This window comes from Streptomyces sp. NPDC058326, from assembly GCF_042879855.1.
GTDB lineage: Bacteria > Actinomycetota > Actinomycetes > Streptomycetales > Streptomycetaceae > Streptomyces.
In genome coordinates this window covers 20550-34282 of the sequence record NZ_JBHVZO010000016.1, presented here as the reverse complement: position 1 = coordinate 34282, position 13733 = coordinate 20550, and the positions used below count along the sequence as shown (strand labels likewise).

At 71.6% G+C, this 13733-nt stretch carries 15 protein-coding genes; 5 read left to right on the top strand and 10 right to left on the bottom strand.

The window, feature by feature from the left end; all coding sequences use genetic code 11:
- Window positions 1-184: 184 nt before the first annotated feature.
- From ACFVYX_RS26190 to ACFVYX_RS26180, 3 genes are read left to right on the top strand one after another with little or no spacing between them, the layout of a single operon-like run.
- Window positions 185-1069, top strand: a complete 885-nt coding sequence (locus ACFVYX_RS26190; protein WP_389684063.1) for a YndJ family protein — start codon at window positions 185-187, stop codon at window positions 1067-1069.
- A complete protein-coding gene (locus ACFVYX_RS26185) occupies window positions 1066-1617 on the top strand; it encodes a DUF1990 family protein (RefSeq protein ID WP_389683936.1) in 552 nt (183 codons plus the stop codon). Before ACFVYX_RS26190 ends, ACFVYX_RS26185 begins: the two co-directional genes overlap by 4 nt.
- A gap of 22 nt (window positions 1618-1639) precedes the next feature.
- Window positions 1640-3046 carry a lipase maturation factor family protein gene (locus tag ACFVYX_RS26180; RefSeq protein ID WP_389683935.1) on the top strand — a complete coding sequence of 469 codons (1407 nt, stop codon included), beginning with the start codon at window positions 1640-1642 and terminating at the stop codon, window positions 3044-3046.
- 99 nt (window positions 3047-3145) lie between these two features.
- Here ACFVYX_RS26180 and ACFVYX_RS26175 read toward each other — a convergent pair whose 3' ends face one another.
- The 3 genes from ACFVYX_RS26175 to ACFVYX_RS26165 all read right to left on the bottom strand — a co-directional run bounded on the left by ACFVYX_RS26175 (window position 3146) and on the right by ACFVYX_RS26165 (window position 5877).
- Entirely contained in the window at window positions 3146-3316 is a 171-nt protein-coding gene (locus tag ACFVYX_RS26175) for a hypothetical protein (protein WP_198942251.1), read from the bottom strand.
- A 302-nt stretch (window positions 3317-3618) separates the two neighbouring features.
- Window positions 3619-5103 carry an SDR family NAD(P)-dependent oxidoreductase gene (locus ACFVYX_RS26170; RefSeq protein WP_389683934.1) on the bottom strand — a complete coding sequence of 495 codons (1485 nt, stop codon included), beginning with the start codon at window positions 5101-5103 and terminating at the stop codon, window positions 3619-3621.
- Window positions 5104-5163: 60 nt separating this feature from the next.
- On the bottom strand, window positions 5164-5877 hold the full coding sequence (locus ACFVYX_RS26165; protein WP_389683933.1) for a (2Fe-2S)-binding protein: 714 nt from the start codon (window positions 5875-5877) through the stop codon (window positions 5164-5166).
- Window positions 5878-6233: 356 nt separating this feature from the next.
- Between ACFVYX_RS26165 and ACFVYX_RS26160 the strand changes: the two genes are divergently transcribed.
- Window positions 6234-7250: a DMT family transporter gene (locus ACFVYX_RS26160; RefSeq protein ID WP_389683932.1), complete on the top strand. Its 1017-nt coding sequence runs from the start codon at window positions 6234-6236 to the stop codon at window positions 7248-7250.
- Here ACFVYX_RS26160 and ACFVYX_RS26155 read toward each other — a convergent pair.
- From ACFVYX_RS26155 to ACFVYX_RS26135, 5 genes are all read right to left on the bottom strand, one after another.
- Window positions 7131-8558: a transglycosylase family protein gene (locus ACFVYX_RS26155; protein ID WP_389683931.1), complete on the bottom strand. Its 1428-nt coding sequence runs from the start codon at window positions 8556-8558 to the stop codon at window positions 7131-7133. The genes ACFVYX_RS26160 and ACFVYX_RS26155 overlap by 120 nt on opposite strands.
- A 363-nt stretch (window positions 8559-8921) precedes the next feature.
- Window positions 8922-9596: an aspartate/glutamate racemase family protein gene (locus tag ACFVYX_RS26150; protein WP_389683930.1), complete on the bottom strand. Its 675-nt coding sequence runs from the start codon at window positions 9594-9596 to the stop codon at window positions 8922-8924.
- Complete coding sequence (locus tag ACFVYX_RS26145) at window positions 9590-9964, bottom strand: GNAT family N-acetyltransferase (RefSeq protein ID WP_389684062.1); 375 nt, start codon at window positions 9962-9964, stop codon at window positions 9590-9592. The genes ACFVYX_RS26150 and ACFVYX_RS26145 overlap by 7 nt, the downstream gene beginning before the upstream one ends.
- Window positions 9961-10404 (bottom strand): aspartate 1-decarboxylase, encoded by a 444-nt coding sequence (gene panD, locus ACFVYX_RS26140; protein WP_389683929.1) that lies wholly within the window; start codon window positions 10402-10404, stop codon window positions 9961-9963. The genes ACFVYX_RS26145 and panD overlap by 4 nt, the downstream gene beginning before the upstream one ends.
- 758 nt (window positions 10405-11162) lie before the next feature.
- A complete protein-coding gene (locus tag ACFVYX_RS26135; RefSeq protein WP_389683928.1) occupies window positions 11163-11534 on the bottom strand; it encodes a DUF6193 family natural product biosynthesis protein in 372 nt (123 codons plus the stop codon).
- A 257-nt stretch (window positions 11535-11791) separates the two neighbouring features.
- Here ACFVYX_RS26135 and ACFVYX_RS26130 point away from each other — a divergent pair, with 257 nt between their 5' ends.
- Window positions 11792-12196: a type II toxin-antitoxin system PemK/MazF family toxin gene (locus tag ACFVYX_RS26130; RefSeq protein WP_389684061.1), complete on the top strand. Its 405-nt coding sequence runs from the start codon at window positions 11792-11794 to the stop codon at window positions 12194-12196.
- A 260-nt stretch (window positions 12197-12456) separates the two neighbouring features.
- Here ACFVYX_RS26130 and ACFVYX_RS26125 read toward each other — a convergent pair whose 3' ends face one another.
- Together ACFVYX_RS26125 and ACFVYX_RS26120 are read right to left on the bottom strand one after the other, a co-directional pair.
- Complete coding sequence (locus ACFVYX_RS26125) at window positions 12457-12771, bottom strand: hypothetical protein (RefSeq protein WP_389683927.1); 315 nt, start codon at window positions 12769-12771, stop codon at window positions 12457-12459.
- 559 nt (window positions 12772-13330) lie between these two features.
- A complete protein-coding gene (locus ACFVYX_RS26120; protein WP_389683926.1) occupies window positions 13331-13495 on the bottom strand; it encodes a hypothetical protein in 165 nt (54 codons plus the stop codon).
- Between the last annotated feature and the right edge of the window lie 238 nt (window positions 13496-13733).

Sequence of the window (13733 nt, the reverse complement as noted above, 5' to 3'; positions counted from 1 at the left end):
CGGGCCACGGCGCCCGGTTCCGGCCAGTCCCTCATATCTGTCGCAGTGCGCGGGCCGCCGCAAGCGGAGCGCGGCCGACCGGGTCCGCGCGAGCGGCAAGCCACTTGAACGCGTTCAAGAAAGGCTCTACGCTCGGACTCGGCAGTTGAACACGTTCAAGTCGGGGTGGTGGCGTATGACCGCACTGTCGGTCCTGGTGAGCACGGTCGTGACGATCGGCATGCTCTGGGTGGTCCCGACGGGGCTCGCCCTCCTCGACGGCCCCCGTCCCCCGGGATGGGACCCACTCCGGCGCGCCTGGCCCCTGTTCGCGCTCCCCGGAGCGCTCAGCCTCTGGCTGCCCCGCTCGGGCCTCTCCACCGCGCTCGCCGCCGTCTACGCGCTCGCCACGCTCGCCCTCGCGCTCCAGGCCCCGGCCCGACTGTTCCTGTCCCGCTCCCTCAGGGCGGGCGAGGTGGCCGTCCTCACCGCCCTCCTCGCCCCGTCGGTCGCCGGTCTCGCGCTCGTCGCCGAGCGGGCCTCGTACCCGCTGTTCGGCTTCGACCTGGACATCCTGGCGCTGACCGTCCCGCACTTCCACTTCGCGGGCTTCGCCGCCGCCCTGGTCGCCGGCCTCCTCTGCCGCGCGTCCGACACCCCCGCCGCCCGCTTCGCCGCGCTCAGCGTCCCCGCGGGCACCCTCCTCGTCCTGCTCGGCTACTTCATCGACGACTGGGCCGAACTCGCGGGGGCGGCCGTCCTGACCGCCGGCATGACGGCGGTCGCCGTCCTGACCCTCCGCGAGCGCCGCGAGACCGCTGCCGACCGCTTCACCCGTACGCTCCTCGCCGTCTCCGCCCTGGTCCTCTTCGTCACCATGCTGCTCGCCCTGAGCTGGGCGGTCGGCGAGGCGACCGGGCTGCCCCACCTCGGCCTGACCTGGACCGCCGCGACCCACGGCCTGGGCAACGCCCTCGGCTTCACCGTCTGCGCGCTGCTCGCCCGCCGCCGCCTCGCCTCGGACCGCGCCGGCAGCCCCGTACCGCCCACCACCCCCACGGCCCGCCCGCGAACGGAGCTCCCGGCATGACCCGCCTCACGCACAGCCTGTCCCGGACCCCACGCCCCCGCCCGACCCTCACCTATGCCGAGGTCGGCGCCACCCGCACCCCGGAGGCGCTCCCCGAGGGCTACCACCACCTCCGGCACACCGAGGCGGTCGGCCACGGCCGCCCCGCCTTCGAGACCGCGGGCGCCGCCGTCACCACCTGGCGGATGCACCGGGCCTCCGGGGCGCGCGTCCTCGCCGATCCCGGCCGCACCGAGCCCGGCGCCACGGTCGAGGTGTCGGCGGGCGTCGGCCCGCTCCGGATCGGCGTCCCCTGCTCGGTGATCTGGACGGCGTACGAGGAACACCGCACCGGCTTCGCCTACGGAACGCTCACCGGACATCCCGAGTGCGGCGAGGAGTCCTTCGTGGTCGACCTCGACCCCGACGGCACGGTGCGGTTCACGGTCACCGCGTTCAGCCGCCCCGCCACCTGGTACACCCGCCTCGGCGGCCCCGTGGTCCCGCTGCTCCAGCGCGCCTACGCACGCCATCTGGGCCGGACGCTCCGGCGGCTCGTCAGGGCGTGATCCACGGCCGATACTGGAGGCGATGGAGTGGTTCACCGCGCCCGACCACTGGCTGAGCCGGATCGTCTTCCAGCGCGGCCTCGCCGGGCTGTACTGCGTCGCGTTCCTCTCGGCAGCGCTCCAGTTCCGGGCCCTGATCGGGGAGCGCGGCATGCTCCCCGTGCCCGAGTACGTGCGCGGGACCCGGCCCCGGAACACCCCCTCGCTCTTCCACTGGCGCTACTCCGACCGCCTCTTCGCGACCGTCGCGTGGACCGGGGTCGCGCTCTCCCTCGCGCTGGTGGCCGGCGTCGGGGACGCGGTGCCGCTGCCGGTGTCGATGCTGTTGTGGCTGCTGCTCTGGGGGCTGTACCTGTCGATCGTGAACGTGGGCCAGACCTGGTACTCCTTCGGCTGGGAGTCGCTGCTCCTGGAGACCGGGTTCCTGGCGGTCTTCCTCGGCAACGACGACACGGGCCCGCCGGTCCTCGTCCTGTTCCTGCTGAGCTGGCTGCTGTTCCGGGTCGAGTTCGGCGCCGGTCTGATCAAGATCCGGGGCGATCCCTGCTGGCGGAACCTGACCTGTCTGTACCACCACCACGAGACCCAGCCGATGCCCGGTCCGCTGAGCTGGTTCTTCCACCACCTCCCGCGCCCCCTGCACCGGGTGGAGGTGGCGGCCAACCACGTCGTCCAGCTGGTCGTGCCGTTCCTGCTCTTCACCCCGCAGCCGGTCGCCACGATCGCGGCCGGTCTGATGATCGTGACGCAGCTCTGGCTGGTGCTCTCCGGGAACTTCGCCTGGCTGAACTGGATCACCATCGTGATCGCCGTCTCCGCGGTGGACGCCTCCCCCGTCGTCGGCGACCACCCCCAGCCGGATCCGCCGCTCTGGTACGTGGTCCTGGTCGTCGCGGTGACCGCGTTCGTCCTGGTACGGAGCTACCGCCCGGTCCGCAACCTGCTCTCCCGGCACCAGGCGATGAACCGCTCGTACGACCCGTTCCACCTGGTCAACACGTACGGGGCGTTCGGCACGGTGGGCCGGGTGAGGGACGAGATCGTCGTCGAGGGCACCGACGAACCCGTGCCGCACGCGGGCACGGTGTGGCGGGAGTACGGCTTCAAGGGCAAGCCTGGCGACCCGCGCCGGCTGCCCCGGCAGTTCGCCCCCTACCATCTGCGGCTCGACTGGCTGATGTGGTTCGCGGCGCTCAGCCCCGGGTACGCGCGCGCGTGGTTCGGTCCGTTCGTCGAGCGGCTGCTCGACGGCGACCGGGACACCCTGCGGCTGCTCGCCCACAACCCCTTCCCCGAAGCGCCGCCGGCTTTCGTCCGCGCCCGGCTGTACCGCTACCGGTACACGACCTGGCGCGAGCTCCGCGAGACCGCGGCCTGGTGGCACCGGACGCTCCTCCGGGAGTACCTGCCGCCGACCCGGCTGCGATGACGGGCTTGACGGACCGGCGTGACAGCGGAGGACGGACAGCGGAAAACCCCGGTGCCCCCGGCCGTGAACGGCGGGGGCACCGGGGTGTGAAGCCAGGACTCAGTCGATGCCGGGCAGGATGTGGGGCTCCGCGAGGTCGTCCTCGTAGCCCGCGAGCCGGATCGGGGCCGCGTGGGCCCAGACTTCCAGGCTCCCCAGCTCGCCGTTCTTGCGCGGCCGGTCGTTGCGTTCGGCCGGTCGCGGTTCCTGCTTCGTCAGTTCGGGTGTCACCGCGCACTCCTTTGTGTCGCGTACCTGTGGGACAAGTGCCGGTCGGTCGCGGTGGCGCCGTTCGTCGGGCGGGACCGCGGCCTTGATGGAAGGCCAGTCCCTGGTCGACCGTGAGGATGGTGTGTCTCCCCGGTGGCGGACCGTGAACATCAGAGTAACCAAATGAGCGCGTCCGCGCTCTACCGGGCTCAGAAGTGTGACGCAATCGGGTGAAGAGAACCGAAAGAGCGCCCCACCGGCCGGTGGGGCGCTCTTGTCAGGACCGCGGGAACCGCTCGCCTGCGGTTCGGGAAACGGCTGCCCTACCAGTTGGCGGGGGCGTAGTCCTTCAGGAAGCAGCCGTACAGGTCCTCGCCCCCCTCGCCGCGCACGATCGGGTCGTACACCCGGGCCGCGCCGTCGACCAGGTCGAGCGGGGCGTGGAAGCCCGCCTCGGCGAGGCGCAGCTTGTCGAAGTGCGGGCGCTCGTCGGTGATCCAGCCGGTGTCGACGGAGGTCATGAGGATGCCGTCGGTCTCGAACATCTCCTGACCGCTGGTCCGCGTCACCATGTTCATCGCGGCCTTCGCGGCATTGGTGTTCGGGTGGCCCGCGCCCTTGTAGCCGCGGCTGAAGACGCCTTCCATCGCGGAGACGTTCACGACGTAGGAACGTCCGCTGGACGCCTTCTTCGCGGCCTCGGCCATCACCGGCCGCAACTTGCTGATCAGGATGAACGGCGCCGTGTAGTTGCACAGCTGGGTCTCGAGCAGCTCCACGGGGGAGATCTGCTCGATGCTCTGCACCCAGGTGTTGCTGTCGACGACGTCCGGCACCAGACCGCCCGCGTCGATCGCGGTGCCGTCGAGGTGCCGGGCGATGCTGGCGTTCCCCGCGACCAGGGCGAGGTCGGCGACCTGCTGCGCGTCGAGGCCGCTCACGCCGGCGGGCAGCGCGGACGACGAGCCGAGTTCGGCGACGGCGCCGGAGTTGAAGGCGCCGATGACGTGCCGCTCGGGAAGGTCCCCGGCCGGCAGCGGGGCGTTCTCGCCCTCGACCAGCGCGGCGTACGCGGACGGCAGCCGGCGCACGGTCTGCGTCGCGTTGTTGATGAGGATGTCCAGCGGCCCGTCCTCGGCCATCCGGTCGGCCAGTGCCACGGCCTGGGCCGGGTCGCGCAGGTCGATGCCGACGACCTCCAGGCGGTGGATCCAGTCCGCGGAGTCCTCCATCGCCTTGAAGCGGCGGACGGCGTCCTTGGGGAAGCGGGTCGTGATAGTGGTGTGGGCGCCGTCGCGCAGCAGCCGCAGCGCGATGTACATGCCGATCTTGGCCCGGCCGCCGGTGAGCAGGGCGCGCTTGCCGGTGAGGTCGGCGCTCGCGTCGCGCTTGGCCCGGTTCAGCGCCGCGCACGGCTGGCAGAGCTGGTGGTAGAAGTAGTCGACCTCGACGAACCGCGTCTTGCACACGTAGCAGGAGCGCGGGCGCTGGAGTATCCCGGCGATCCGGCCCTCCTCCGTGACGGAGGACGGGAGGAGGCCCTCGGTCTCGTCGTCGATGCGCTGCGCGGAACCGGTCGCGGTCGCCTCGGTGACCGCCTTGTCGTTGGCCGTCTTGGCGGCCCGGCGCTCCTGTCGGCGGCGCTGCTTCACGGTCCGGTAGATCCCGGCGGTGGCGCGCCGGACGCGGATGGCGTCCGGGTGGTCGACGTCCAGCTTGTCGAGCTCGTCGAGGACGCTGAGGCAGACGGCCAGGCGATCGGGGTCGACGCCCGGCCCGTAGTCCTGGTTTTCTTCGGTCACCGTCATGGCCTTCGGGGTCCTCGTTCGCTCGTACGTCGCTGTTCGGGGGCTTTCAAAAGCCCAACTTTACGGAGCGGGGGGCCGCGCATCCAAACCCGTTCGGGGAGCGTGGTCGAAGACACAGTCGCCGCACGTCCCGGCGCCGGGACAGCGGTAGTACAGACAGCAGCTGGCGCGGCGCAGACGGGGGCCCCGGACCGTACCGGCGAGGTCGGGGTGGTCGAGGAGTCCCGAGACCAGCGCGGCGGCCCGTTCGGCCACGTCGGGGCGGCCCCTGGCGTGCGCCCAGCGGGTCAGCTCCCGCAGGGCCCCGGCGAGGGCGGAGCCCGCGTTGCCCCAGAGCAGTCGCGGGGAGACGCGGCCGTCGCGGCGCAGCGCCGCGTGGAGCGGTACCAGGTGGGCCTCCTGGACGGCCGCCCGGAGTTCGTCCACGGTGGCGGGCCGGGTCGCGTGACCGGCCCACCACAGGTCGTCGGGCGCGGACAGTGCCCCGTCCCAGTACAGCTCGGCGGGGGCGAGGTCCGGGAAGCGGCCGTGGAGCGCGGCGGGCCCGAGGGCAGTCGACCAGAGCCGGGCGGCGAGCCCGAGGTGGGCGACGGACGCCCCGACGCGCCGCTCGGGGGCGCCGAGCGACGCGGTGACCCGGTCCACGCGCGCGTGGAGGGGGCCGTCCTCCCCCGCGTACAGGAGGGCGAGCGGGCAGTGCGCTCCGCCGCTCTCCGGCGCGGAGGTTCGCAGGGCGAAGAAACCGCCGACTGATCCGCTCTCGACGAGATCCACCTGTGGTCCCCCTGGTTCTGTCCGGTTCAGTCTGGTTCTGTGCGCCGGCCTGTCCGACGGAATGTTCCGACGGACGGTCCCGGCGGGCTGCTGTCGGGGGCCCTCATCTCGGTACCGCCCGCTCCCGCCCGCTTCCATCCGCTTCCACCCGCTTCCGGGGTGCGGATTTTCCGACCACCGTAGCGGCCCCGCAAGCCTCACGGAACAGCTCGAAAAGAACCCTTTGCACCCGTTCTGACCTGCACCGGTGTACATCTCCGGGCGTACGCGGCGGCCTCGTACTGCGTCGGCGGTATCCCCGAGGACGTCCCCTGGTACGACGACGCGATCGGCCGGGAAGGGGGATCGTGGAAGCTATGAGTCCCCTCCTGCTGTCCGTCCTCCTGGCCCTGGTCTCGGCGGTCGCCTACGCGGCCGCGGCGATCGTGCAGGAGCGGGTCGCGGCCTCCGCCGACGGGCCGCGCTACGCGCCGCTGCGCAGCCCGGCCTGGTGGGGGTCCGTCCTGCTCAACGGCGTCGGCGCGGCTCTGCACGTCGCGGCCCTCGCGTACGGACCGCTCAGCGTGGTCCAGCCGTTGGGAGCCCTCACCATCGTCTTCGCGCTGCCCATGGCGGCCCTCTTCGTCGGCCGCAGGGCCGGACGACGGGCCTGGCGGGGCGCCCTGATGGCCACGGTCGGCCTGGCCGGGCTGCTCAGCCTCACCACCGGCGCCGAGGCTCGGGCGCTGGCCGACGGGGACCGGTGGCTGCTGACGGCCTGCACCGTCGGTGTGGTGGCCGGCCTGTTCACGGCCGCGCACCTGGTGGGCAGGTCCGTACTGCGCAGCGTGGTCCTGGCCGCCGCCGCGGGTGTCTCCTTCGGTATGGCCTCGGTCTTCACGAAGGCGGTGGCCGAGGTGTGGACGCCCGGCGCGCCGCTCGCCGAGTGGACCGGTCTGCTCGTGCTCTCGGCGTTCGCGGTGACCGGGCTGCTCCTGTCGCAGGCCTCGTACCGGGGCGCGGGGCTCGCGGCCCCGCTCGCGACCGTCACGGTGGTCAACCCGGTGGTGGCCGCCGCCGTGGGCCTGACCCTGTTCGGCGAGGGTTTCCGCTACGGAGCGGCGGGCACCGTCGCCGCGCTGATCTGCGGCGCGGTCGCCGCCGGCGGCCTGGTCCAGCTCACGCTGGACCGGATGACGGTGCCGGGAGAGCCGCCGTCGGTGTCCGGCCCGGTCCCGGCTCCGAAGACCGGGCCGGGCCGGGGGTCTTCGGCGTCAGAGGGTGACGCCCCGGGCCCTGAGGTAGGCCAGGGGGTCGATGTCGGAGCCGTACCCGGGACCCGTCCGCACCTCGAAGTGGAGATGCGGTCCCGAGCTGTTGCCGGTCGACCCTGAGCGGCCGATGCGCTGGCCCGGCTGGACCCGCTGGCCCTCGCGGACGGTGAGCGCCGAGAGATGGGCGTACTGGCTGTAGCGGCCGTCGTCGTGGCGGAGCACGATCTGGTAGCCGTACGCGCCGCCCCAGCCGGCGGAGACGATCCGCCCGGAGGCCACGGCCTTGACCGAGGTGCCGGTGGGCACGGGGAAGTCGACGCCGGTGTGGTAGCCGCTGGACCAGGAGGAGCCGCGGGTGCCGTAGCGGGTGCCGATGCCCGCGGAGACGGGGGCGGAGTAGCGGTCCTCCGTGGCAGCGGGGGGCCGGGGCTTGGAGGACGGCCGGGGGGCGGGCTTCGTCGCGGGCTTGCTGCTGGGCTTCGCGGCGGGCCTGGGGGTGGGCTTGGCGGCCGGCCTGGTGGCGGGCCTGGCGGTGGGCTTCGTGGTGGGGCCCGTCGCGGGCCGGGCGGCGGGCTTCGTCGCCGGATGGGCCGCGGGCCGGGTCCGGGGGTTCTGGGTGGCGGCCTTCGCCGGGGGCGTCGTGGCCGAGGGGGGCTTCGGGGAGGCGGCCTGCTTCGGTACCGTCCGCGCCGGTCGGGCCTTCTCCGCTGCCGTCGTCCGTCCTTCGGCCTTCTTCGGGGCGGCGATGCGCAGCGTCAGACGCTGACCGGGGTGGATGAGGTCGGGGTCGTCGCCGACGACGGGCCGGTTCGTCTCGTACAGCCGCTTCCAGCCGCCCTGGACCCGCTCATCGCGGGCGATCTTCGACAGGGAGTCGCCGGGCGTCACCGTGTACATCTCGCGGACGGCCGGCACGGCGGTCGGGCCGACGTTCCTGGCCGGCTGCTCGGGTAAGGCGCGCAGGCCCGGCAGGGAGGCCGTCCTGACCGCGTTTCCACCGCTGGGCGCCTCGGCCGACGTACCGCCGGGGGCGATGTCCGGTGCGTCCCCGCCGCGGGCGAGACCCGCGCGGGGCCCGCAGGAGGGCCAGGCGCCGGGACCCTGGCCCTTCAGGACGCGTTCGGCGATCGCGATCTGCTGGTCCTTGGAGGCGAGGTCGGCGCGCGGCGCGTAGTGCGTGCCGCCGTACCGCTCCCAGGTGGACTGGCTGAACTGGAGTCCGCCGAAATAGCCGTTGCCGGTGTTGATGCGCCAGGTGGAGGTGGACTCGCAGGCGGCGACCTTCTCCCAGACGTCGAGCGAGGCGGCCTGCACGGCGCCCGCGCCGATGAGCGGCAGAGCCATTCCGGCGCTTCCCGCGGTGACGGTGAACGAGGCACGGTTGATCCGGCTCGGCTGGTGGCGGCGGTGACGTCCGCGTACGGCCATGGGCCCCCCTTGAACACAGCGACAGCCGTCCAAGTTAGGGGTGGCGCACGCTCCGTGACAAGGGATACGCGAAAGCTCAGGCGCCTTTCATCACCGGCGAGTTGACGCCGGCCCCAGTCCGGCGGGCCCTGGCTGGGGCTGAGGCTCCGGTTCCGGTACAGGTCCGCCGGGCTCCGGCGCCGGAGGCACCGGCACCGGGTTCGGCGGGGGCACGGGCGGTGGGCCCGGAGGCGGAATGGGCGACGGGGGAACAGGGCCGGGATAAGGGGGACGGGTCATGACGGGCCTCTCTGTCGGCGGGTTCGTCCGTCTCCAGGGTGGCCCGGCGGGCCGAACCACGCGCGCCGGATCCCTCCCTCCGGGTCAGCGCCCTGACGTCACGGCCCGCGCGGCGGCCACCGCCGCGGCCGCCGCGGCGAGCCCGGGACGGGGACTGGCCAGGACGAGCCGCCGGGTGGTCATCCGCCCGACGGCGTCCGCCATGGACGCCTGGGCGAGCACGACGACACCGGCGTCGTCGCCGGGCGCGCCGTCCACAGCGCGCGCCACGGCGTCGAGGTACCCCTCCCGATCCCCCGCCTCGAACCGCTCCCAGGCCTCCTCGACCACGACGGTGGTGACGATCGAGGTGTCCGGTCCCGACTCCTCGGCGATGAGGGCGACGGTCGGCTCCAGGGTGGAGCGCAGGGCGGCCACCACGACGATCCGGCGGTGGCGGGCGGCCTCGGCGGCCATGGGCCGGTCCACGCGGAGCACTGGCACGCCGAGGGCGCCCGCCTGCCGCTCGGCCACCCCGCCGATCGTGGAGCAGGTGCAGAGCACCGCGTCGGCGCCGTCCGCGACAGCGGCCGCGAGGGCGGCGGCCACCGCCTCCCCGACCGCCTCGGGCCCCGCGTCCCGGGCCCGTACGAGCAGCTCCTCGTCGACGAGGTGGCGCAGGACGAGCCCGGGGTGGTGCCGGTCCCGCAGCCCGTCGAAGACGGGGACGTGGACCGGCGAGGTGTGCAGCAGGGCCAGGGTGCCGGCCGTGGTCACCACAGGTCCGGGGTGGCCTTCAGCTGGAGCTTGGCCGCGCGGACCACGTCGGACGGCGGGACCGGGGCCTCGTCGGGGTGACGCTCGGCCCACTTGGCGGCGTACGGGCAGAGCGGCACGACGGGCACGCCCTCGCCTGCGGCGATCGTGTAGAACTCGCGCACGAGCGCTCCGGCGATGCCCTTCCCCTCGTGGCCCTCCTCGACGATGGTGTGCACCGCCACGAGCGCGTGCGGCTCGGCGTCCAGGACGAAGTAGACGACGACCCCGACGAAGGTGTCGTCATCGAACGCCTCAAGGCGTCCCTTCGCCCGCTCGTCGCGGATCTTCAGCTCGGCCATGCGGCGGCGCTCCCTCGGCTCGGAATTCAGATCTGCACGGGCGCGGCCACCGGCGCGGGCACGGCGTGCGGGCCGCGCACGGTGTCGCTCCCGGGGACGGGCGCGGACGCGTCGGTCCCCAGCTCCACGATGCGGTTGTCGCCGTCGACGTGCACGACGCGCGGAACGAACGTCCGGGCCTCCGCGTCCTCGACCTGCGCGTAGCTGATGAGGATCACGAGGTCACCGGGGTGCACCAGATGCGCGGCGGCGCCGTTGATCCCGATGACGCCGGAACCGCGCTCGCCCTCGATGACATAGGTCTCGAGGCGGGCGCCGTTGTCGATGTCGACGATGTGCACGAGCTCGCCGGGCAGGAGATCGGCGGCCTCCATCAGGTCGGCGTCGACGGTGACGGAACCGACGTAGTGCAGGTCCGCCTGGGTCACGGTCGCCCGGTGGATCTTGGACTTGAACAGAGTGCGCAGCACTGTGGACTCCTCTAAGACGGCTCCCTGCCTGCTTTGTGCAGGTCAAGGGCGGCTTCGACTCTACACCGACACTTCCGAATGATGTTTGTGAGGAACATCGCCCCGGTCAGGCGAGATGGCTTCCTCCCTGAGATTCCCCTTCGCACCGGCGTCTGTTGGGACGATCGTTCCGGAACGCGCGGGGACTCACGCTGACCGAATGCCCGACTTACCTGATGAGCGATCAGACATGCGGGAGGTCCCTCTGCACACCCGGACGACGTGCGCCCACGCACCAACGAACTGTTGGGCACTGACATCGCTCCGGTTCAGTGACAAGCGGTGGCTGTGCCGCTGCCCGGCGGGGCACGAGGTGCATCTTCGGCTGACCGGTGTCCGTACCGGCGATGCCGAATGTGCGCTCCCCACGGCATCGACCTGACCGGGCCGGCGAAGCTCTACGTGATCACTCACCGGGAGTGGAACGCGGTCAAGGTCGGCACGGCGCGCCAAGCTGTGCCCGTTCCTCACCAAGGAGGTCATGCCGGACGGGTCGAACGAGACCTGCTCCACTGACGCGTCAGCGCCGGCGAGGTGCGGGCCATGGTCGAGGAAGAGACCCGCCGGTCACCCGGCGCCTACGCTCCGAGGGCGGGTGCCCGGCCCCGGCCGCCTTCATGTTCGACGCGGAGGCTGCCGCCGAGGAGATGCGCGCCCGTGGGTACGAGCCGCTCGTGCCCGTCACGCCGGGGGATTCGCCACAGTGGGCTTGACACGCGTCACAGATCGTCCGGAGTGCCGTCGACAGCCGGGCCACAGCCCTCGGGAAGATTGGCCACGATCAACTCATAGGCCTCCTCCACGGTCCCGGCCACGCCGACGAGCGCGCGGTCGGATTCGCGCCGTACGCGGTAGCCGCCGGCGACTTGCGGGAAGGCCGTCGGGACGTCGCGCGTCCACGGGTACTGCGTACACCGGCTCAGGTAAAGGACGCCGTGGCCGATCATGGGGAACAGCTCACGCAGGGCCGGATGGCCGTAAGCGGTGCGGGGCACGACCGGGTCGACACGTTCCGGGCCGTAGGCCAGGACTGTCGCCCATTCCGCGGCCAAGAGGTCTTGCGCGTTCTGGGGCTTCTCGTCGTGTGCCACCGCCCTGTGCTGCTTACGCCGGTTGATCGCCCGCTCGACGGTGTTGCGTTCGGGATTCGACCCGTGTGAAGCACCCCGCTGTCCGGCTCATCAGGCCCTCGAACGCCTCCTGCCAGCAGGCAGGGTCTACGCTGTGACCCACGGCCACCGCATGATCGTTTGCCTTCACACACCGATGATCAACGGTGGCCGCACCCGTCTCCACACCGCGTCAGGTCGCGCAGCCTCTGCCTGCCGTCCTGTGTATCGGAGGGCTTGTGCAACGTGGCGAAGTCTGGTGGGTCCAGTTCGACGAGCGGAGGTTGGTCGTACTGCTGTCAGGAGACGACGCGTCCGGATTCCAGGTGATGCAGGTCGTCGCTCCGGCGGGCCTCGACATCAGCGGTCTGGGCATCGAAGTGACGGTCGGCGCCGGTGAAGGGCTGCCGCTCGAAGGCGTGCTGCGGCTCGCGTTCCCGCATCCAGGCTTCACCCCGTGCACGTGGCTGACCACCGTGTCCCGGGACGACCTGATAGAGCGGGCGGCCGTCCTGTCCTCCAGGAAACTCAGCGAGATCGATGATGCCCTCCGGCTCGCTGAACAAGCACAGGAGCGGACCCCGGCAGCGACCGCGAAGCTCAGCGAGATGAGGGACGCCCTCCGTCGCGGTGAGCTCGGCTAGACGGAGAAGGAGCCGACGCCCGCGACGGCATGGGCGATCTCGGGCGAGATGATCCACGCTGGACACCCGCCGTCTCGACGACCCTCACCATCGAGATCACGATCTGCGGCTGGAGTACTGGGTGATCCCCCGACCGGGGTCGAGCACGTCGTCCCGACCAGCCGGAAAATCATTTAGGACAGCCCTTGGCTAGCGCCACCACCCAATATCTCTCCTTCCAGGCGGTGGCGTCCAGCAATATTCGGCCGGGCCAATTACGGCTATCGGCTTGAGCTAAACGTTTCTTCTTCGATCGGCTCTGCAACGGCGTCCAGATGCCGGAAGGAGAATGGTTTCTCCTGATCAGCGATTGCTTCATCCCTCAATCGGCGGGCGGTGGTCCAGATCGCCTCGAGTCCGAGAGGCGGGTGGTTGTCCGCATACGTCCGTGCCGCCGCCGAGCCGGATCGTTTCTGCACAGCGGGCGCACCCATGGACGCCTCGCGCTCGATACCCTTGAGGCGTCGCTCGAAATCTGCCTGCAGCTCATTCATCGTGTCGAGGAAATCCTCGAGCGGAATACTTCCTTCGTACATAGCCCCTCGCTCCATATTCACCTCCCCGACCGCATACCGAGGTCGGTATGCAGCGACGAGTCGATGTCTAACGGTCGAACAATCTGACAATCGAGTAACAGGTGTCGTCAGTCAACGGTGTCCGAATAACCGTCAAATTCGAAACAAGACACCTTCACCCTTGCCGCACCCCGCCCAACGATCCCCGCAAGGAAAGGGAATGCGGCATTCGGGTGATCTGCACCAGAAGGCGCACAGCCCTCCATCTGGCCATACCCCAAGAGCCGCTCACTGCTGTTCTCGGTGCCGACCACCCGGACCGGCCCGGCCCGCTGCTGGGGCACTGGCAATGTTGGTTCGACGCGAGCACGTCCTCATCGAGGATCACGTCGAGCATTCGAACGCCTGGTCGGCGCACGGGGCGTTGCAGGCGGAGATCGCCGTACAAGACCGTGCAGGACGTATCTACGGTCGGTCCCCCAGGACGGAGAGGAGGCTCGCTCTCTCCAGAACCCCGCGTCTCCTTCGCCTCCGAACCTGGCCCCAGGCAGCATGCGTGCGGTGACCCGGGCGGGACGTGTCACGTCGTCCAGTACCACCAGCATCCGCCTCGCTCGGCCAGCAGTTCCCGGTAGAGGGCGGTCCGCTCGGCGAACCCCACGGGAAGGTACTGCTCCCCGACGCCGAGGGCGCGGAGGCAGCCCGCGAGCGCTTCCGAGACGTCTGCGCCGGCACCCGATCGCAACTCTCACGACAATGACGGGGTTACGCCACCGGTACGATCGGGGCCATGCCGCATCAGGCGTCCTCGCACGACCCCACCCCTTCGGACAACCCAGCCCAGCATCGCCCGCCAACTCCAGGTATAATGCAAAATTTCAGCGGGCAGCGGGCAGCGGGCAGCGGGCAGCGGGCAGCGGGCAGCGGGCAGCGGGCAGCGGGCAGCGGGCAGCGGGCAGCGGGCAGCGGGCAGCGGGCAGCGG